A 19,291-nucleotide genomic window follows, 5' to 3' on the forward strand; every position below is an offset into this window, starting at 1 on the left:
TCTTCGTCTTGTCCCCGGGCGCCCGCTGACCCAGAATCCGGGTCGTGAAGCACACCGACGACAAGCCGACCTTCGAGATCCCGAAGGTCGTCGACTACGGCGATCTCGCCGAGATCACCGCGGGCCAGTCCTCTGGCTCCCGGCTCGACGCGACGTTCCCGAACGGGACTCCGATCCCGAACCTCACCTTCTCCTAGGCGGGCGTGGGGGCCTCCCGCCCACGGGCGGGGGGCGCCTTTGCTTGCCGCTGGTCCCGGATAGGCTTGCGCCCGTGAACCGCGCTCCGCTGCGCATCGCCGTCATCGCCGAGGACGACGCGCAGCCGCGGATCGCGGCGGCGCTGTCCGCGTGGGGGCTCAGCCGCCCGCCCGCCACCCTCGACGACGCGGACGCGGTCATCGCCGAGCTGCGCGGCTCGGCCGGCGAGCAGCGCCGGCGCGGCAAGGTCGTCGTGGAAGCCGCGAGCGCGCCCGTGATCGCCGTCACGGATCTGAGCGCTCGCGTCGAGCTCGAGCGCCTGCTCGAGACAGGCCTGCGGGGCATCGTGCTCACGTCGCGCCTCGACGCGAGCCTCGGGCCGACGGTGTTCGCCGTCGCCGCCGGTCAGATCTGCTCGCCCGCCGAAGGGGAGGGCCGAGCCAGGCCGCGCGCGCTGACCCGCCGCGAGCGCGACGTGATGACCCTCGTCGTCATGGGCCTTTCCAACGCGGAGATCGCCCGCCGCCTGCACCTGGGCGAGACCACGGTCAAGAGCCACGTCGCGACGTCGCTGCGCAAGCTCGGGGTCCGTACGCGAGCCGAGGCCACGCAGCTGCTGCTCGACCCCGACGAGCGCGCCGGAGCCGGCGTGATCGCCCTGGGGGGGACGCTGGAACCGATCGACATCGACCTTCCGTTGCCTGAGTGATCGACGCGCTCAGGCGGGCCCCGGGGTGACCGGCGCCTCCAGATCGACGACCTCGAACTCCATCACGGCGGACCCGTGCGCGACGGCACCTTGGCTGTCGGCGCGGGCCTGCACGTGCCCGCGCGTGAAGGCCGCGCTCTTGACCCAGTTCTGGAACGCCTCGTCGGACTCCCAGTGGGTGACGACGAAGTAGCGCGTCTCGCCCTTGACCGGGCGCAGCAGCTGGAACCCGAGGAAGCCGGGCTGGTTGTCCACCTCGCGTGCGCGCGCGGCGAACCGCTGCTCGAGCTCGGGCCCACGGCCCTCGGCGACCTCAATCGCGTTGATCTTCACGACCATGGCAGCGAGCGTACTGCGGCCGCGATGTCCGCCGGGCGCTCCTCCGGCACGAAGTGGCCGCAGCCGTCCAGCAGCAGCGTGATCGCGTCGTCGCCGTGACGGTCCAGCCCTTGGGCGAGCGCGGTGCCGATCGGGTCGCGCCGGCCCTGCAGCAGCCGCGTCGGGAGCGTGAGCCGGCCGGAGGGCCCGCGCAGGACCTCGCGCGTGAGGAACTGGCGGTAGTACTGGCTACCCGCCCCCGCGGTGGTGCGGTAGCGCTCGACGTAGATCGGCTCCGCCGCCCGGTCGTAGGTCTCCCGGTCACCCCACGCGCCGCGCAGGAAGCGCGTGACGACGTGCGGGATCAGCAGCGGGCCGAGCACCGGCGCGGCGATCGGCGGCTGGTAGAGGAAGCGCGGCAGCTCGCGCAGCAGCTTCTGAGGCGTATTGAACGGATGGACGATCCCGGCGGCGACGTAGCCGTGGAAGCGGTCCGGGTGGTCGAGCGCGAGGTGCCAGCCGACCCAGCCGCCCCAGTCGTGACCGACAAGGATCACCTTCTCGAGCTCGAGCGCGTCCAGCAGCGCGATCTGGTCGGCGGCGATCGTGGCCTTGCGGTAGTCGCCGTCGGGCGCGGCGCTCGTCCACCCGAGCCCGCGCAGGTCGGGCGCGATGATCCGGTGGTCGGGGAGCGCGGCGAACAGCCGGCGCCACTGGTACCAGTGCTGCGGGAAGCCGTGCAGGGCGAGGACGGGCGGGCCCTCACCGTGCTCGGCGACGTGGACGCGCAGGCCGTTCGGTAGGTCGACGTAGTGGTGGGTGACGCCTTCGAGCGCGGGCGGGTTCACGCGGTGAACCTACCCACTGGGCCTGATTGCGCCCGAGCGGCCGCGGCACCTGGGCCTTCGTACAGATCCGCTCAAGCGAACCGCCGGCCGTGCCGACACCGAGAACGTGACCTGGTTGATCGGCATCGCCTCCCTCTGGCTCTTCGTCTGCCTCCTCGCCGTCTCGCTGTGCGCGATGGCTCGCCGCGGGGACGACGCCCTCGCCGCCCTCGCGTACGCGCGCGAGGAAGACGAGGAGGTGGGCTTCGTGGCCGCGTTCGCGGAGCCGCAGGTCGCGCCTGAGCGGGTGCGCCCGCAGCCCGCGCCGCGCTCGGCGCGCTAGACCCTTTCGCCTGGACACCGGGACAGTTCGCCCGGCTCTTCACGGGCACGCGCGACGAGGCGCTATTCTTCATTGCCACCTCGCGCCGGAGCGGGGTTTTCCTTTGCCCCGGCGCATCCACGAACCCACGACTCTCGGAGCACGCCGTCCATGGCCCGCGGAGACGTCCGGATCGCTGTGACCCTCGCGTGCGAGGAGTGCAAGCGCCGGAACTACCAGACGAAGAAGTCCAAGCGCAACAACCCGGATCGCATCACCCTGCGCAAGTACTGCAAGTGGTGCCGCCGTCACACCGGGCACCGCGAGACGCGCTAGCTCAAGGAAAGAACTCCAGAGATGGCCACCGATCGTCCACGCCGTGGAAGCGACGACCTCGAAGAGGATCGCGTCCGCAACGACGAGTACGCGCGCGACACGGGTGACACCGAGCCCGCCGATCCGCTCGGGCAGGCGATGCCCGACGTGACGGAGGCGCACCTCGCCGAGGTCGGCGGAGACGATCGCGATCGCACCGCCGCGGCGCCGCCCGCCCCGCCCGAGCCGCCCACCGGTTCCGGCAACGGCGACTCGCACGAGCACGGCGACGCCCCGGTTCACCGCAAGGGCCTGTTCGGCCGCGCGGCCGACTTCCTGCGCGCGTCGTGGGCCGAGCTGCGCCGCGTCCAGTGGCCCGACCGCCGTCAGGTCGGGCAGGGCACTGCCGTCACGCTCGGGTTCGTGGTCGTCGCGGGCGCGTATTTGGGCCTGCTCGACGCCATCTGGAACCCCCTGATCCAGGCCATCCTGTAGAGGCCCCCACCCATGTTTCGCTGGTACGTCATCAACACCTATTCCGGGCACGAGAACAAGGTCAAGCAGAACCTCGAGCACCGAGTCTCTTCCCTGAACCAGACGCGCGCCGTGCGTCAGGTCGTCGTTCCGACGGAGACCGTTCAGGAGATGAAGGACAACCAGAAGGTCTCGGTCGAGAAGCGGACCATGCCCGGCTACGTGCTGGTGAACATGGACCTCAACGAGGACTCCTGGCAGGTCGTCAAGGGCACCCCGGGCGTGACCGGGTTCGTGGGCGCGTCAAACGAGCCGATCCCACTGACGCAGGCCGAGGTCGACCGCCTGCTCCACCGTGAGGTGGCGCAGAAGGTCCCGAGCAGGGCCCAGTTCACGATCGGCGAATCTGTCAAGGTGATCTCCGGTCCGCTCTCCGACTTCTCGGGCGAGATCTCGGAGATCAACGAGGACGCGTCCAAGCTGAAGGTGCTCGTCTCCATCTTCGGGCGCGAGACCCCAGTCGAGGTCGGGTACGACCAGGTGAAGAAGATCTAATGGCCAAGAAGGTAATGACCCAGATCAAGCTGCAGGCCCCGGGCGGCCAGGCCTCTCCGGCCCCGCCTGTCGGCCCTGCCCTTGGTCAGCACGGCATCAACATCATGGAGTTCGTGAAGGCGTTCAACGCCCAGACCTCCGGTGACATGGGGGTCACGATCCCCGTCGTCATCACGGTCTACGAGGACCGCTCCTTCACGTTCGTCACCAAGACGCCGCCGGCCGCGGTGCTGATCCGCCAGGCGATCGGCATCGACAAGGGCTCCGGCGAGCCGAACCGCACCAAGGTCGGCACGATCACCAACGAGCAGGTGCGCGCGATCGCCGAGAAGAAGCTCAACGATCTCAACGCGCACGACGTCGACCAGGCGGCCAAGATCATCGCGGGCACGGCCCGCTCTATGGGCGTGGAGGTCGTCGCGTAATGGCGAAGCACGGCAAGGGCTCGGTCGCCTCGAAGGCGCTGGTGGATCGCACGCGCGAGTACACCCCGCAAGAGGCCGTCCAGCTCATGAAGGAAGCCAAGCGGGCGAAGTTCGACGAGTCCGTCGAGGTGCACATCCGCACCGGGCTCAACGTGCGCCACGCCGACGAGCAGCTCCGCGGCACGATCGCGCTCCCGCACGGCCTCGGCAAGGAGGTCAAGGTCGCCGTCTTCGCCAAGGGCGACAAGGCGCGCGAGGCCGAGGAGGCCGGCGCCGACATCGTGGGCGCGGACGACCTGGCCGCCAAGATCCAGGACGGCTTCATGGACTTCGACGTCGCGATCGCGACCCCGGACATGATGCCGGTGGTCGGTCGCCTCGGCCGCATCCTCGGCCCGTCGGGCAAGATGCCGAACCCGAAGGTCGGCACGGTCACGATGGACGTCGCCAAGGCCGTCGCGGAGTCCAAGGCCGGCAAGGTCGAGTACCGCACGGACCGCACCGCGATCGTGCACATGACCGTCGGCAAGACGTCCTTCTCGGACGAGCAGCTGCTGGACAACTACCGCGCCGTGATGGAAGAGATCATCCGCGCGAAGCCGTCCGCCGCGAAGGGCAAGTACATCCGCACCGTGACGCTCGCGTCGACCATGGGCCCCGGCATCAAGGTCGATCCGTCGCGTCTGAAGGACTTGAACGAGTCGGAGGCTGGCGCGGCCGCGTAAGCGGAATCGCATACCAGCCTCTCCACAGACTCCGGCCGCCCTCGAGGCGTAAGACCGGGATAGGAGAAAGCGCTTGAACCGAGAGCAAAAGGCTCAGGTCATCGAGGAGGTGGCCGAGTCCCTACGGGAGTCTTCGGCCGTCTTCGCGGTCGACTACCGCGGCATTTCCGTGGCTCAGTCCGCCGAGCTGCGCACCACGCTGCGCGCGGCCGACTCCCGCTTCACCGTCGTCAAGAACACGCTCGCCGAGATCGCGGCCGACCGTGTCGGCGCCGACGGCCTGAAGCCGATCCTGCAGGGCCCGACCGCGATGACCTTCGTCCGGGGCGACGCCGCCGCGGCCGCCAAGGCGTTGCGCGACTTCCGCCGGTCCACCCAGAACACGCTTCTGGAGTTCAAGGGCGGCTGGATGGACGGTCAGACGTTGTCCCCGGAGGACGTCGACGCGATCGCCCAGCTCCCGCCGAAGGAGGTCCTCGTCGGCCGCCTCGTCGGCATGATCGTCTCGCCGCTCAGCGGCCTGGTGACCGCCCTCAACAACCTGCCCGCCGGCATGGCCCGGCAGCTGCAGCAGATCGTCGACCGGGATCTCCTGGGCGGCGGCGCTGCGCCCGCTTCGACTGACTCGTCTACGGAGGAATAAGACACATGGCTACCAGCACCCAGGAATGGATCGACGAGCTCAAGTCGATCAGCGTCCTCGAGCTCTCTGAGCGCATCAAGGCCCTCGAGGAGGCCTTCGGCGTCTCCGCGGCGGCGGTCGGCGTCGCGGCCCCGGCGCCGGGCACCGGCGGCGGCGGCGACGCGGCCGAGGCCGCCGAGGAGCAGACCGCGTTCGACGTCATCCTGACGGCGGCCGGCGACAAGAAGATCCAGGTCATCAAGGTCGTTCGCGCGGCCACCGGCCTGGGCCTCAAGGAGGCCAAGGCGCTCGTCGACGAGGCCCCGAAGCCCGTCAAGGAGGGCGTCGAGAAGGAAGAGGCCGAGAAGCTCAAGGCCGAGATCGAAGAGGCCGGCGGCTCCGTCGAGATCAAGTAGCACCCGCTTCCCAAGCAGGCGTTGCCGACGGGCGCCCTCCGGGGCGCCCGTCGTCAGTTAAACGCGGTTGCGAACCCTGCGCGCTGCAGAGGGAATCGGGCGGTCAAGCCCGACGAAGGAGCTAGTTGCCGCGCGCCGCAGCCGCAGTAGGCCGGCAACGAAAAAGGGCGGCCATCGTGGCCGCCCTTTCTCTGGTTCCTTCTGTGACGGTGCCGGATGTGCTCCGGCGGGGGATTCCCCGAGGTGCGGTGACGGGCCGCGGCCTCGGGTGCGGGAGTTCGGACTGCAGGGAGAGTACGGGGGTGCGGCTAGCCGTACCATCCCCCGGAAGTGGTAACCGGAATCTGGAGCACAGTGGACCGATTCCGGACGTGCGTCGCCCGCGCTGCGCCGACAACCGGCACAATGGCCCGCGTGATCCCCCGAAGACTTCAGGTCGCCATGGCCGCGGCAACCCTCGCCGGACTGGTCGCGGCGCCGGCCCACGCCTCAGAGGCGCTGCACCTGGATGCCCGGGGGCCCGACGTCGCGTCGGCGCCGCTGGCCGCGGGCGCCACCTACTACGCGCGCGTCTCCGGAACCGTGTCGATCTGGAATCTCGCGCAGTGGAGCCAGCCGGGCGACGTCTGCGGGAGCGCCGAGTCCGGCCCGATGTATCCCTCCAGCGGGGTGACCAACGGACCCGTCGGGTTCGACGCCGAGACGATCTTCGCCGTACCGCCGGGCGTGCCCTTCGAGAACTTCCGCTGCGTGAGCGCTCAGATCCCGATGCACGTGACCACGCAGACGCATGGTGGGTTCCACATCGGAGTCGACGGGCAATTCACGCACGCCGAGCCGATCGGCGGGCCGTTCGCGGTCCCGCGCGCGGACCACACGTACACCTATCGCCTGACGGGCACCGGCCGCCCGGCGGTGTTCCGGTTCGAGGACAACCCCACCTCCGACAACTACGGCCGGTTCCGGATCACCATCCTCTCGGAGGCCGAGTGCCAGGCCGAGAACTGCATCGGGGCGGCGACGGCGCCGCCCCCGCCGGTCCTGCCGACCGCGCCCTCCTCACCGACCACGCCGGCGACGACGACCCCGCAGGCCGCGGTCAGGAACGCGACCGGCTTGCTGTCGGTATCCACGACCCGGCGGTGCGCGAGCCGGCCGTACGTGCGTCTGCGCCTGCGTGCGCCCAAGGGCGTGACGTTGCGCTCGGCGGTCATCAAGTACGGCAAGCGGACGATCCGCCTGTCCCGCGCCAAGCTCAAGCGCTCGATCTACCTGCGTAGCGTGTCCAGGAACACCTTCACGGTCCGGATCACCGTGACCACCACCCGCGGGCAGACGCTCAAGGCGTCGCGCACGTTCAAGAGGTGCGCCAGCCGCGCGCGCTGACGCGGCGAATCACGTATACACCCGGGTGTGGTCGCTGCGACGCGGGCACCTCGGCTGGATTCGCTCACCGGACTGCGGTTCGGCGCCGCGCTCGTCGTCTTCCTCCACCACCTGCCGGTGGGGCCGACGCTCGACCACTTCACCAAGCAGGGCACGGCCGGGGTGTCGTTCTTCTTCATCCTGAGCGGCTTCGTGCTGATGTGGTCCCACGGCGAGCGGGTGGGGGCGCGCCGGTTCTATCGGCGCCGGTTCGCGCGCATCTATCCCGCGCACCTGGTCGCGTGGGTGATCGGAGCGATCATCGTCACCGCCAAGGGCCTGTCCTGGTCGGCCGACGAGTTCATCGTCGGCGCCGCGCTGGTGCAGGACTGGATCCCCGAGCAGCGGTACTACTTCGCGATCAACGGCGTGGCCTGGTCGCTGTCGTGCGAGGTCTTCTTCTACGTCACGTTCCCGTTCTGGGCGCACCGGCTCGCGGCGCTCGGCTCACGCGCACGTGCGGGGCTCGCGGTCGCGGCGGTGGCCGGCGTGGTAGGGATGGCGGCCGTGGCCACGGTGGTCGATCCGGGCGCCGACTACCTGCGCACGGACGACAGCGTGTGGGTGTGGTTCGTGCGGCACGCGCCGTTCGTGCGCATCCTCGAGTTCCTCCTCGGCGCCCTCCTGGCCGTCGAGCTGCTGCGCGGGCGCCGCTGCCCGCTCGGCTGGCTCCCGGCGCTCGTCGTCGCCGGGGTCGCCTACGTCGCCGCCGGTGTGGCGCCGTCGGCGTTCGGGGTCGCCGCGGTCACCCTGGTCCCGTTCGCGTTGCTGATCGCGGCCGCTGCCGAGGCGGACCGCGGCGGCGCCGGGACGCCGTTCCGACGCCGCTGGCTCGTCTGGCTGGGCGAGGTCTCGTTCGCCTTCTACCTCGTGCACCTGTGGTTCATCGACGCGTTCGACCTCCCCGCCTCAGGTCATCTGATCGTCAGCCTCCCGCTGGCGATCGCGGGCGCGGCGCTCCTGCACCATCTGGTCGAGCGTCCAGCCGAACGCCGGATTCGCGGGCGCAACAGCCTGCTCGTCGGCGGGGTACCGCGCGCTTGATCGGGGCGCTAAAATGATGCCACTCGGCCGATAGTCGCAGCCGTCCACAGTGCCCTTCCCGCCACATACGGGACCCGGGCCGGGCGGGGTCCGTGAGCGCCGAGCGCCCCCGCCGGGGGGTCCGAGACCCCCTGTGCTATCTTGGTTGGTCGCGCCTGTATGCCTCTGGCACCTCTAGGCCACCTCCCCCGCCGCCCTACGACCCTCTTGAGGAGTCGCCGTCTTGGCTTCTGTTGACGCTCCCCGCACGCGACGCACGTTCGCGCGCCTCGACAAACCCGTCGATGTTCCGAACCTCATCGACATCCAGAAGAAGTCCTTCGCCTGGCTGGTTGATTCCGAGGGCGGTGGGTTGCGCGAGACGATCGACGACATCTCGCCGATCGAGGACTACACCGGCAACCTTGCGGTGCAGTTCGGGGAGTTCACGTTCGACCAGCCGGTGGCGTCCCTGGACGAGTGCCGTGAGAAGGACCTCACCTACGCGCGGCCGCTGACCGTCACGGTCGGCTTCATCAACCGCGAGACGGGCGAGATCCGCGAGCAGTCGGTGTTCATGGGCGACTTCCCGTGGATGACCGACCGCGGCACGTTCATCATCAACGGCACCGAGCGCGTCGTCGTGACGCAGCTGGTCCGTTCCCCGGGCGCCTACCTGATGGAGCCCAAGGACCCGGAGAAGCAGGTCTTCGTCGCGAACCTGATGCCGGCTCGCGGCTCGTGGCTCGAGCTCGAGATCGACAAGAAGGGCCGCGTCTACGTCCGCATCGACCGCAAGCGCAAGCTGCCCGTCACGGTGCTGCTGCGCGCGATGGGCTACAGCACCGACGAGGAGATCCTCAACCTCTTCGACAACAGCCTCTACATCCGCAACACGGTCGAGGCCGACACGGAGGTCACGCGCTCGGAGGAGGGCGCGCTGATCGAGCTGTTCAAGAAGCAGCGCCCGGGCGAGCCGCCGTCGGTGGACAACGCGCGCAACCTGCTGCACCAGCTCTTCTTCGACCCCAAGCGCTACGACCTCACGCGCGTCGGCCGCTACAAGCTCAACTCGCGCCTGGGCCTGGACATCGACCTCGACGTCCGCACGCTCACGCACGACGACATCCTCGCGCTGGTGCGCGAGCTCGTGAAGCTCCCGAACGTCCTCGGCATCTCCGAAGAGCTCGACGAGGACCTCAAGGACTACGCCGCCGAGGCCATGTCGCGTCCGCGCGAGGCCGTCGAGGAGTACCTGGACGAGTACGAGCACTTCGGCAACCGCCGCCTGCGCACGGTCGGCGAGCTGATCCAGGAAGCGTTCCGCATCGGTCTGTACCGCATGGAGCGCGTCGTCCGCGAGCGCCTCACCACCGAGGACGCGGACACGATCACGCCGCAGACCATCATCAACATCCGCCCGGTCGTGGCCGCGCTGAAGGAGTTCTTCGGCTCCTCCCAGCTGTCGCAGTTCATGGACCAGACGAACTCGCTCACGGGCCTGACGCACCGTCGCCGCCTGTCGGCGCTCGGCGCCGGCGGCCTCACGCGTGAGCGCGCGCCGATCGAGGTTCGCGACGTCCACCCGACCCATTACGGCCGCATGTGCCCGATCGAGACCCCCGAGGGTCCGAACATCGGCCTGATCGGCTCGCTCTCCTCCTACGCGGAGGTCTCCGAGCACGGCTTCGTCACCACGCCCTACCGCGTGGTCGAGAACGGCGTGATCACGGAGACGATCCTGCACCTGGACGCGACCGAGGAGCAGGAACGCCTCATCGCGCAGGCCAACGAGCCGCTCGACGAGAACGGCCGCCTGACCGGCGAAAGCATCCTCTGCCGCACGCAGGCGGGTCAGTACGTCTACGTCGCGCCCGAAGAGGTCGACCTGATCGACGTCTCCCCGGAGCAGATCTGGTCCGTGGGCACGGCGATGATCCCGTTCCTCGAGCACGACGACGCCAACCGCGCGCTCATGGGCGCGAACATGCAGCGCCAGGCGGTGCCGCTCCTGAAGACGGACGCGCCGCTCGTCGGCACCGGCATGGAGCGTCGCGCGGCGCTGGACTCGGGCGACCTGGTCCTGGCGCGCAACGCCGGCACGGTCGACTTCGTCGACGCCACGCGGATCGTCGTCGCCACCGAGGACGGCAACCGCGACGAGTACGAGCTGCAGAAGTACATGCGCTCCAACCAGGGCACGCTCATCCACCAGAAGCCGTGGGTGAAGGTCGGTGCGCAGGTGGCCGCCGGCGACCTGCTCGCCGACGGCTCGTCCTCGGACAAGGGCGAGATGGCGCTGGGCAAGAACCTGCGCGTCGCCTTCATGTCCTGGGAGGGCTACAACTTCGAGGACGCGATCATCCTCAGCCGCCGCCTCGTCAAGGACGACGAGCTCACCTCGATCCACATCGAGGAATACGAGATCGACGCCCGCACGACCAAGCTCGGCGACGAGGAGATCACGCGCGACATCCCGAACCGCTCGGAGGAGTCGCTGCGCAACCTCGACGACCGCGGCATCGTCCGCATCGGCGCCGAGGTGGCGTCGGGCGACCTGCTCGTGGGCAAGGTCACGCCGAAGGGCGAGACCGAGCTGACCGCCGAGGAGAAGCTGATCCGCGCGATCTTCAAGGAGAAGGCGCGCGAGGTGCGCGACACCTCCCTGAAGGTGCCGCACGGCGAGGGCGGCGTCGTCATCGACGTCAAGACCTTCAGCCGCGCCGCGGGCGACGACCTCTCCCCGGGCGTCAACGACCTGGTGCGCGTGTTCGTGGCCAAGAAGCGCAAGATCTCCGAGGGCGACAAGCTCGCGGGCCGTCACGGCAACAAGGGCGTCATCTCGAAGATCGTGCCCGAGGAGGACATGCCGTTCCTCGAGGACGGCACGCCGGTCGACGTCATCCTGAACCCGCTGGGCGTGCCTTCGCGCATGAACATCGGCCAGATCCTGGAGACCCACCTCGGGTGGGCCGCCGCCGAGGGCTGGTACGACGACGGCACGGACGCGTACAAGCACTCCCGCGAGGACGGCACCAACCGCGTGTACGTCTCCACGCCGGTGTTCGACGGCGCGACCGTGCAGGACGTGGACCACGCGCTGCTGCAGTGGCAGCGCGAGCACAAGGGCGCGATCCGCATGGAGATCGACGAGAACGCCCGCGCGGGTGAGCGTGCCTCCGGCAAGCTCCAGCTCTTCAACGGCCGCACCGGCGAGCCGTTCGAGAAGCGCGTGACCGTCGGCTACATGTACATCCTCAAGCTCAACCACCTCGTGGACGACAAGATCCACGCTCGCTCGACCGGCCCGTACTCCCTGGTCACCCAGCAGCCGCTGGGCGGCAAGGCGCAGTTCGGCGGCCAGCGCTTCGGTGAGATGGAGGTGTGGGCGCTCGAGGCGTACGGCGCCGCCTACACGCTGCAGGAGATGCTCACCATCAAGTCCGACGACACGGTCGGGCGCGTGAAGGCCTACGAGGCGATCGTCAAGGGCGAGAACATCGCCGAGCCGTCGATCCCCGAGTCCTTCAAGGTGCTCCTGAAGGAGATGCAGTCGCTGGCGCTGGACGTCAACGTCGTCTCCGACGACGGGGCGCGCGCGGAGATGGGCGACGAGGACGACGACCTGCTGCGCGCGGCGGAGGAGCTCGGGATCGACCTGAGCGGCGTGCGCGCGACCGACGGTCAGGCCGCCGACGAGACGGAAGCCCTCGAGATCAACGAGGGCGAAGAGGGCCAGACAGACGACGACGCGGCGACGGACGCGGGGTACATCGAAGCCGCCGCCACCGACGGTGAGGAGACCGAGTAAGTGATCGACATCAACAATTTCGACGCCATTGAGATCGGTCTCGCGTCCTCGAAGCAGATCCGGAGCTGGAGCTCCGGTGAGGTAACGAAGCCCGAGACGATCAACTACCGCACGCTCAAGCCGGAGAAGGATGGCCTGTTCTGCGAGCGCATCTTCGGTCCGACCAAGGACTGGGAGTGCTACTGCGGCAAGTACAAGCGCGTCCGCTACAAGGGCATCGTGTGCGAGCGCTGCGGCGTCGAGGTCACGCGGTCCAAGGTGCGCCGTGAGCGCATGGGCCACATCGACCTGGCCGCCCCCGTGAGCCACATCTGGTTCTTCAAGGGCGTCCCGTCGCGCATCGGCTACCTGCTGGACATGGCGCCCAAGGAGCTCGAGAAGGTCCTCTACTTCGCGGCCTCGATGGTCACGTGGGTGGACGAGGACGCGCGCGCGGCCGACCTCGAGGAGCTGGCCGGCAAGGTCAACGAGTCCCTCGACGAGTACGCGGCCGAGAAGAACCTGCGCCTGCAGGAGATCGACGAGTCGCTCGAGCGTCGCGAGGAGTACCTGCGCACGGGCTCGGAGAAGGACTTCTCCGACGAGGACATCCTCTGGTCCGAGCACCTCGACATCGACGTCTCCAAGCTCGAGGACGACGAGCGCACCAAGCACATCAAGGACATGCGCAAGGCCCTGGAGGCCGACCGCACGGACACCGAGGCGTACATCGAGGACGCCATGGAGCGTCTGCGCCAGGTCTGGGACCTCTTCCAGGACATGACGCCCAAGCAGGTCGTCAACGACGAGACGCTGTTCCGTGAGCTCAAGGAGCGCTTCGGCTCCCCCTACGGCTGGGGCGAGTACTTCCGCGGCGGCATGGGCGCCGAGGCGGTCCGCGACCTGCTCGAGCAGGTCAACCTCGAGGAGGAGCGCGTCGAGCTCGAGGACCAGGTGCGCACCGCCAAGGGCCAGAAGCAGCAGCGCGCCGTCAAGCGCCTGAAGGTCGTCTCGGCCTTCCTGCACTCCGGCAACAAGCCGGAGATGATGATCCTCGAGGCCGTCCCGGTCATCCCGCCGGAGCTGCGCCCGATGGTCCAGCTCGACGGTGGCCGCTTCGCCACGTCGGACCTCAACGACCTCTACCGCCGCGTCATCAACCGCAACAACCGCCTCAAGCGGCTGCTGGACCTCGGCGCGCCGGAGATCATCGTCAACAACGAGAAGCGCATGCTGCAGGAGGCCGTCGACGCGCTCTTCGACAACGGCCGCCGCGGCCGGCCCGTCACGGGCCCGGGCAACCGTGCCCTGAAGTCCCTGAGCGACATGCTCAAGGGCAAGCAGGGCCGCTTCCGCCAGAACCTGCTCGGCAAGCGCGTGGACTACTCGGGCCGCTCGGTCATCGTGGCCGGCCCGTCGCTGCGCCTGCACCAGTGCGGCCTGCCGAAGCTGATGGCGCTCGAGCTGTTCAAGCCGTTCATCATGGCCCGCCTCGTCGAGCGCAAGGCCGTCCAGAACATCAAGGCGGCCAAGAAGATGGTCGACTCGATGATCCCGGAGGTCTGGGACGTCCTCGAAGAGGTCATCCACGAGCACCCGGTGCTCCTGAACCGCGCCCCCACGCTGCACCGTCTGGGCATCCAGGCCTTCGAGCCGGTGCTGGTCGAGGGCAAGGCGATCCAGGTCCACCCGCTCGTCTGCCAGGCGTTCAACGCCGACTTCGACGGCGACCAGATGGCCGTGCATCTCCCGCTCTCCGCCGAGGCCCAGGCCGAGGCGCGCGTGCTGATGCTCTCCGCGAACAACATCCTGTCCCCCGCGCACGGCGCGCCGCTGGCGACGCCGACGCAGGACATGATCCTCGGCACGTACTACCTCACGTACGGACCCGAGACGGACGAGCTGATCAAGATCGATCCGGCGACGTACGAGCCCAAGGTGCACGTGTTCCGGTCCGCGCAGGAGGCGGAGCTGGCGTACGAGCACAACCTCGTGCAGCTGCACGACGTGGCGCAGTACCGGCCGGAGTGGGCCGACAGCACCCACACCCTCACCACCGTCGGGCGCATCATCTTCAACGACAAGATCGAGCGCGCCCTCGAAGAGACGATGGGCGAGGACTTCGATCGCTCGCAGTACATCTTCATCAACAAGTCGCTGCGCAAGCGCGACACCACGCAGTTCGTCGACGACCTGGTGCAGGCGTTCGGCGCGGGCGCGATCGCCCAGGTCCTGGACGCGTTCAAGGACCTCGGCTTCCGCTTCGCGACGCAGGCCGGCATCACGATCTCCAAGAACGACGTGGTCGTGCCGCCGTCCAAGCAGGACATCCTCGCCAAGTACGAGCAGCGGGTCTCCGACCTGCAGGAGCAGTACGAGGACGGTCTGATCACGCAGGAGGAGCGGCACAACGCCGTCACCGACCAGTGGAACGCGGCCACGGACGAGGTCGCGGACGCGATGATCGCCCACATCGAGACCACCGACCAGCTGAACTCCATCTACATGATGGCCAGCTCGGGCGCCCGTGGCTCGTTCAAGCAGATCCGCCAGCTGGCCGGGATGCGCGGCCTCATGGCCAACCCGAAGGGCGAGATCATCGAGCGCCCCGTGAAGGCGAACTTCATGGAAGGCCTCGACGTCATCGAGTACTTCACCTCCACCCACGGCGCCCGCAAGGGCCTCGCGGACACGGCGCTGCGTACGGCGGACTCGGGCTACCTGACCCGCCGTCTGGTCGACGTCTCGCAGGACGTGATCATCCGGATCGAGGACTGCGGGACCGAGGAGTACCTGGACTCCCCGCTCTACAAGCCCGACGGTGACCCCAACGACATGCTCGTCGGCCGCGTGGCGGCCGCCGACGTCAAGGTCGGCAAGGACATCGTGGTCAACAAGGGCGACGAGATCGGGCGCGCGGAGTTCGCCGCGATCATCGCCGGCAACGGCGACGGCCCGGGCGGCACCGTCCCGGTCCGCTCGACGCTCAAGTGCGAGGCGACCGTCGGCGTGTGCCAGAAGTGCTACGGCCGCGCGATGGCCACGGGCAAGACGGCCATGATCGGCGACGCGGTCGGCATCGTCGCGGCCCAGTCGATCGGCGAGCCCGGCACGCAGCTGACCATGCGTACCTTCCACACCGGCGGCGTCGCCGGCGCGGACATCACGCACGGCCTCCCGCGTGTCGTGGAGCTGTTCGAGGCGCGCAAGCCGAAGGGCCTGGCGAAGATCGCCGAGGTCGGCGGCACCGTCGCGGTCGAGGACACCGACAAGGCCCGCACGGTCGTCATCACCGACGACGCCGGTGAGGAGCACCGCCACGCGTTCCCGCGCCGCACGCGCCTGTACGTGAGCGAGGGCGAGGTCATCAGCGCCGGCACGCAGCTCAACGAGGGCTCGCTGTACCCGCACGAGCTGCTCGAGCTCCGCGGCCGCACCGAGACCGAGGTCTACCTGGTCAAGGAAGTCCAGGAGGTCTACAAGTCGCAGGGCGTGGACATCCACGACAAGCACATCGAGCTGATCGTGCGCCAGATGCTCAAGAAGGTCCGCGTCGAGCAGAAGGGCGACACCGACCTGCTGCCCGGCCAGTTCGTGGACCGTCACGAGTTCAAGAAGATCAACGACAAGGTGATCGCGGCCGGCGGCGAGCCCGCCATGCACGCCGAGATCATTCTCGGCATCACCAAGGCCTCCCTGGCCACCGACTCCTTCCTCTCGGCCGCTTCCTTCCAGGAGACGACGAAGGTCCTCACCGACGCGGCGCTCGAGGGCAAGATCGACCGCCTCGCGGGCCTGAAGGAGAACGTGATCATCGGCAAGCTGATCCCGGCGGCGACGGGCCTCAAGCGCTACCGCTCGATCGAGATCGAGCCGTCGGAGCCGCTGCCCCGCGGCATTGACGACGTCGGCCTGCTCGACGGCGACGACCTCGCTGCCGAGCTCGGGCTGGACGACGGCGAGGGCCTGCAGGGCTTCGGGCCGGCGTTCGACACGACCGAGCTGGACGAGATCAACGCGGGCTTCGGCCCGGCGGGCGGCTCGTTCGACGACATCGGCGCCGACCTGGACGGCGGCGACGACCGTTAGGAAAACGAGGTCGGGGCAGCCCCACCGCCCCACCCCGATCATCCGACCTCGCACGGGCTATTAGCCCGAAGGGCCCGCTTCGGCGGGCCCTTTCTTGTCTTGGAGGCGGTTCCCGTGGTCTGATTGCGCCTCCGACAACGGAGGGGGAAGGTTGAGAATCGCAATCATGGCCGCGGCCGCGCTGCTCATCGCGGCGGTGCCCGCGGTCGCCAGTGACGAGCTGCCCGACGGGGGCACCGCGCTCGTGCAGGTGCACGTGCCCAACGAGGCGGCGATCGTCGCACTCGCGGAGACCTTCGACGTCGCCGAGTACAAGCGCGTCGAGGCCGACGGCACGCTCACGATCGCCGTCGACACGACCGCGCCCGAGCGCGCCGAGCTGCGCAGGATGGGGCTGCGCATCGGGGACACCATCGAGGACGCCACCTCGCGCGCCGCCGCCGCCGCGGAGCGCGACGCGCAGCGCGCCGAGGACGAGCGGGCCGCGGCGTGGGCCGAGCGCGGGGTGCCCAAGAGCCGCGCCGCGGTCGCGCCGCGCGGTGAGACCGTGATCCAGCGCGTGGACCGGTTCACGAACTACGCCGGCACGTTCCTGTACGTGGAGGCGCACAACAAGGCGACCGTGTCGACCGGTCCGACGAGCTTCTCCGGGCCGACGCTGGCGCTCTCGTACGCCGGCGCGGACGGCGTGTACAGCGCTGCGACGGAGGTCCCCCGCTACATCGACATCCAGACGGCGCCGGACACGTACATGTTCCACCGGCTGCTCGTGCGGTTGACGGACGCGGCGGCGAAGATCCCGGTCAGCGAGCTCACGGTCCGGGTCGCCTCGAGCTCGGGCTCGGTGGACACCGGCAAGGCCCGCGAGTGGCCGGGCGCGACGCTGCCGCCCATGGCCGCGGGCTACCAGCAGGGCTTCTTCAATCGCTACCAGGACCCGACGGAGAACCGCGCGCAGCTCGACAAGCTCGCCGCGGACTTCCCGAACCTGGTCACGGCGGTCAATCTGCCGCACCTGTCGCCGGGCTACCAGCGCAAGGCGATGGGCATCGTCGGCCTCAAGACGCCGTACGCCGACCAGACCAGCAACCAGGGCAGCCTCGGCAACGTCGGCGACGACCCGACGCAGACCGCGGCCATCCGCGCGACGCAGGCGCTGGTCGTCAACACCAAGGCGTGGGGACACGAGGGCGGCAACACCGTGTCGGTCGAGCTGCGGACGCCGGCCGGGCCGAACGCGCCGCTGACGGTGTCGGTCACCGGGGCCGACATCGTCGTCGGCCTCGCCGGCGACGCCGCGGGCGCGCCCGCGAGCAAGACCGCCGACGTGATCGCCGCGATCCGCGCCAGCGCGCCCGCGAGCGAGCTCGTGACGGTGGCGAGCTACCGCGGCAACGACGCGCAGGGCATCGCGCAGCCGACGGCCAAGACGCTGATGAAGGACTACCTGAACGCGCCGCCGCACGTGCAGCGCGGCCCGTTCCAGCAGCGCGTCTACCGGATCGGCGCCGTCCGCGACGGCTCGAAGGTCGGCGTCTTCTTCACCTGCCAGACGCACGCGCGCGAGTGGACCACCGGCCTGACCTGCGTGGAGACCGCGGAGCGGCTGGTCCGCAACTACGCGACCGACCCGGCGACCAAGCGGCTGATGGACAACGTCGAGGTCTTCATCCACGCCAACGGCAACCCCGACGGCGGCCACCTCTCGATGTACGACTTCGCCGGCCAGCGGCGCAACATGGTCAACCACTGCGCCTTCAACGACCCGGTCGGCCGCAACCAGTGGGGCGTCGACCTCAACCGCAACTACACCGAGTACTCGCGCTGGGACGGGCCCTGGGTCGGCGCGTCCGCGGACTGCACCGTCGACAGCTACTCCGGGCCGGGCGAGGCGTCCGAGCCCGAGACCAAGAACGACATGTGGATCGCGGACCAGTACCCGAACATCAAGTTCGCGTCCAACATGCACTCGTTCGGCGGCTACTTCATGTGGTCCCCGGGCGCCTACATGAACGACGGCAAGCGCACCACGTCGCCGGCGCCCAACATCGGCGTCGAGAAGTACTTCTTCGAGGCCGGCGAGAAGATCCTCGGGCGCATCAAGGAGTTCCGCGGCACGGTCATCACCCCGGCGCGGACGGGCCCGATCGCGGACGTCATCTACTCGGGCGCCGGCTCCTCGGCCGACGACCACTGGTACCGCAAGGGCATCATCGGCTACGGGTTCGAGACCGGCGCCGACAAGTTCATCTCCACGTCCGAGGGCACGGAGCAGATCCCGACGGGCTTCCAGCCGCCGTTCGGCGAGGCGGGCCCGGGTCAGGACCCGCGGCTCGCCCACGAGGGCCGCGGGCAGGCGATGGAGTTCGCCTCCGGCAACTTCGGCATGATCGAGGCCGCCTACGACTACGCGATGGACACCACGCCGCCGCGGACGTCGATCGAGGTGTCCGCGCCCAAGACCGTCGGCGCGCCGGTGCACTTCAAGTTCAACTGGGACGACGAGGCGGGCGTCATCCGCTACACCACGGACGGCTCGACCCCGACGCTGGCCTCAGCGACCTACAACGCCGAGCGCCCGCGCGGCCTCGGCGAGGTGCTCACGCTCGCCGCACCCGGCGTGCACGAGATCAAGTGGTTCGCCACCGACATCAAGGGCAACCAGTCCGCGGTCCAGACCCAACGGGTCCAGATCGGTGAGCAGGGCAGCGTCGGCGGCACCGTGCCGGCGACGCTCTCGCTCGCAATCACGGCCGGGAGCTTCCCGCCGTTCGTGGCCGGCGTCGCACGCGACTACGAGGCGACGTCGACCGCCACCGTCACCAGCACCGCGGGCAACGCCACGCTGGCGGTCAGCGAGCCCGGCCACCTGGCCAACGGCGCGTTCACGTTGCCCGAGCCGCTGCGCGTCGAGCTGGCCAAGACGAGCTGGCTCGCCCCGACCTCGAGCGAGGACGTCGGCGTCACCTACAAGCAGATGATCAAGGACACCGATCCGTTGCGCACCGGCACGTACAGCCGCACGCTGACGTTCACCCTGTCCACGACCAACCCGTAA

17 protein-coding genes are annotated in these 19,291 nt (G+C 69.3%); 15 read left to right on the forward strand and 2 right to left on the reverse strand.

The window, feature by feature from the left end:
* Nucleotides 1-44: 44 nt before the first annotated feature.
* Nucleotides 45-197, forward strand: a complete 153-nt coding sequence (locus tag OJ962_RS19320) for a lasso RiPP family leader peptide-containing protein (RefSeq protein ID WP_202955611.1) — start codon at nt 45-47, stop codon at nt 195-197.
* 74 nt (nt 198-271) lie between these two features.
* Nucleotides 272-907, forward strand: coding sequence for a helix-turn-helix transcriptional regulator (locus tag OJ962_RS19325; protein ID WP_270006544.1), 636 nt, complete (start codon nt 272-274; stop codon nt 905-907).
* Between the two features lie 9 nt (nt 908-916).
* Here the strand turns inward: OJ962_RS19325 and OJ962_RS19330 are convergent, their stop codons facing one another.
* Both OJ962_RS19330 and OJ962_RS19335 read right to left on the reverse strand, forming a co-directional pair.
* Entirely contained in the window at nt 917-1,246 is a 330-nt protein-coding gene (locus tag OJ962_RS19330; protein ID WP_202955612.1) for an antibiotic biosynthesis monooxygenase family protein, read from the reverse strand.
* The gene (locus tag OJ962_RS19335) at nt 1,237-2,073 is read right to left on the reverse strand and encodes an alpha/beta fold hydrolase (RefSeq protein WP_202955613.1); all 837 of its coding nucleotides are present in this window, start codon (nt 2,071-2,073) and stop codon (nt 1,237-1,239) included. The genes OJ962_RS19330 and OJ962_RS19335 overlap by 10 nt, the downstream gene beginning before the upstream one ends.
* 106 nt (nt 2,074-2,179) lie before the next feature.
* On the opposite strand from OJ962_RS19335, the gene OJ962_RS19340 reads away from it, so the two are divergent.
* The 13 genes from OJ962_RS19340 (at nt 2,180) to OJ962_RS19400 (ending at nt 19,291) form a co-directional block, all read left to right on the forward strand.
* Nucleotides 2,180-2,395, forward strand: a complete 216-nt coding sequence (locus OJ962_RS19340; RefSeq protein ID WP_202955614.1) for a hypothetical protein — start codon at nt 2,180-2,182, stop codon at nt 2,393-2,395.
* A 150-nt stretch (nt 2,396-2,545) separates the two neighbouring features.
* Nucleotides 2,546-2,710 carry a 50S ribosomal protein L33 gene (gene rpmG, locus OJ962_RS19345; protein ID WP_084283998.1) on the forward strand — a complete coding sequence of 55 codons (165 nt, stop codon included), beginning with the start codon at nt 2,546-2,548 and terminating at the stop codon, nt 2,708-2,710.
* Between the two features lie 21 nt (nt 2,711-2,731).
* Nucleotides 2,732-3,184, forward strand: coding sequence for a preprotein translocase subunit SecE (gene secE / locus OJ962_RS19350; RefSeq protein ID WP_202955615.1), 453 nt, complete (start codon nt 2,732-2,734; stop codon nt 3,182-3,184).
* 12 nt (nt 3,185-3,196) lie between these two features.
* Nucleotides 3,197-3,718, forward strand: a complete 522-nt coding sequence (gene nusG / locus OJ962_RS19355; protein ID WP_202955616.1) for a transcription termination/antitermination protein NusG — start codon at nt 3,197-3,199, stop codon at nt 3,716-3,718.
* On the forward strand, nt 3,718-4,143 hold the full coding sequence (rplK, locus tag OJ962_RS19360; protein WP_202955617.1) for a 50S ribosomal protein L11: 426 nt from the start codon (nt 3,718-3,720) through the stop codon (nt 4,141-4,143). Before nusG ends, rplK begins: the two co-directional genes overlap by 1 nt.
* Nucleotides 4,143-4,868 carry a 50S ribosomal protein L1 gene (rplA, locus tag OJ962_RS19365; protein WP_202955618.1) on the forward strand — a complete coding sequence of 242 codons (726 nt, stop codon included), beginning with the start codon at nt 4,143-4,145 and terminating at the stop codon, nt 4,866-4,868. Before rplK ends, rplA begins: the two co-directional genes overlap by 1 nt.
* Nucleotides 4,869-4,941: 73 nt before the next feature.
* Nucleotides 4,942-5,511 carry a 50S ribosomal protein L10 gene (rplJ, locus tag OJ962_RS19370; RefSeq protein ID WP_202955619.1) on the forward strand — a complete coding sequence of 190 codons (570 nt, stop codon included), beginning with the start codon at nt 4,942-4,944 and terminating at the stop codon, nt 5,509-5,511.
* A gap of 5 nt (nt 5,512-5,516) precedes the next feature.
* Complete coding sequence (gene rplL / locus OJ962_RS19375) at nt 5,517-5,906, forward strand: 50S ribosomal protein L7/L12 (RefSeq protein WP_202955620.1); 390 nt, start codon at nt 5,517-5,519, stop codon at nt 5,904-5,906.
* A 441-nt stretch (nt 5,907-6,347) separates the two neighbouring features.
* The gene (locus tag OJ962_RS19380) at nt 6,348-7,292 is read left to right on the forward strand and encodes a hypothetical protein (protein ID WP_202955621.1); all 945 of its coding nucleotides are present in this window, start codon (nt 6,348-6,350) and stop codon (nt 7,290-7,292) included.
* Nucleotides 7,293-7,319: 27 nt separating this feature from the next.
* A complete protein-coding gene (locus OJ962_RS19385) occupies nt 7,320-8,375 on the forward strand; it encodes an acyltransferase family protein (protein WP_202955622.1) in 1,056 nt (351 codons plus the stop codon).
* 223 nt (nt 8,376-8,598) lie between these two features.
* Entirely contained in the window at nt 8,599-12,165 is a 3,567-nt protein-coding gene (gene rpoB / locus OJ962_RS19390; RefSeq protein ID WP_202955623.1) for a DNA-directed RNA polymerase subunit beta, read from the forward strand.
* A complete protein-coding gene (locus OJ962_RS19395; RefSeq protein ID WP_202955624.1) occupies nt 12,166-16,233 on the forward strand; it encodes a DNA-directed RNA polymerase subunit beta' in 4,068 nt (1,355 codons plus the stop codon).
* 166 nt (nt 16,234-16,399) lie between these two features.
* Nucleotides 16,400-19,291: a M14 family metallopeptidase gene (locus OJ962_RS19400; protein WP_202955625.1), complete on the forward strand. Its 2,892-nt coding sequence runs from the start codon at nt 16,400-16,402 to the stop codon at nt 19,289-19,291.

Origin of the sequence: Solirubrobacter deserti, from assembly GCF_027587175.1 — a bacterium.
GTDB classification, from domain to species: Bacteria; Actinomycetota; Thermoleophilia; order Solirubrobacterales; family Solirubrobacteraceae; genus Solirubrobacter; species Solirubrobacter deserti.

Bases quoted from the DNA above. Each gene is read 5' to 3' on its own strand.
- secE (WP_202955615.1), top strand. From the start codon at position 2,732: ATGGCCACCGATCGTCCACGCCGTGGAAGCGACGACCTCGAAGAGGAT.
- rpmG (WP_084283998.1), top strand. From the start codon at position 2,546: ATGGCCCGCGGAGACGTCCGGATCGCTGTGACCCTCGCGTGCGAGGAG.
- rplK (WP_202955617.1), top strand. From the start codon at position 3,718: ATGGCCAAGAAGGTAATGACCCAGATCAAGCTGCAGGCCCCGGGCGGC.
- nusG (WP_202955616.1), top strand. From the start codon at position 3,197: ATGTTTCGCTGGTACGTCATCAACACCTATTCCGGGCACGAGAACAAG.
- OJ962_RS19330 (WP_202955612.1), bottom strand. From the start codon at position 1,246: ATGGTCGTGAAGATCAACGCGATTGAGGTCGCCGAGGGCCGTGGGCCC.
- OJ962_RS19380 (WP_202955621.1), top strand. From the start codon at position 6,348: ATGGCCGCGGCAACCCTCGCCGGACTGGTCGCGGCGCCGGCCCACGCC.
- OJ962_RS19400 (WP_202955625.1), top strand. From the start codon at position 16,400: ATGGCCGCGGCCGCGCTGCTCATCGCGGCGGTGCCCGCGGTCGCCAGT.
- rplA (WP_202955618.1), top strand. From the start codon at position 4,143: ATGGCGAAGCACGGCAAGGGCTCGGTCGCCTCGAAGGCGCTGGTGGAT.
- rplL (WP_202955620.1), top strand. From the start codon at position 5,517: ATGGCTACCAGCACCCAGGAATGGATCGACGAGCTCAAGTCGATCAGC.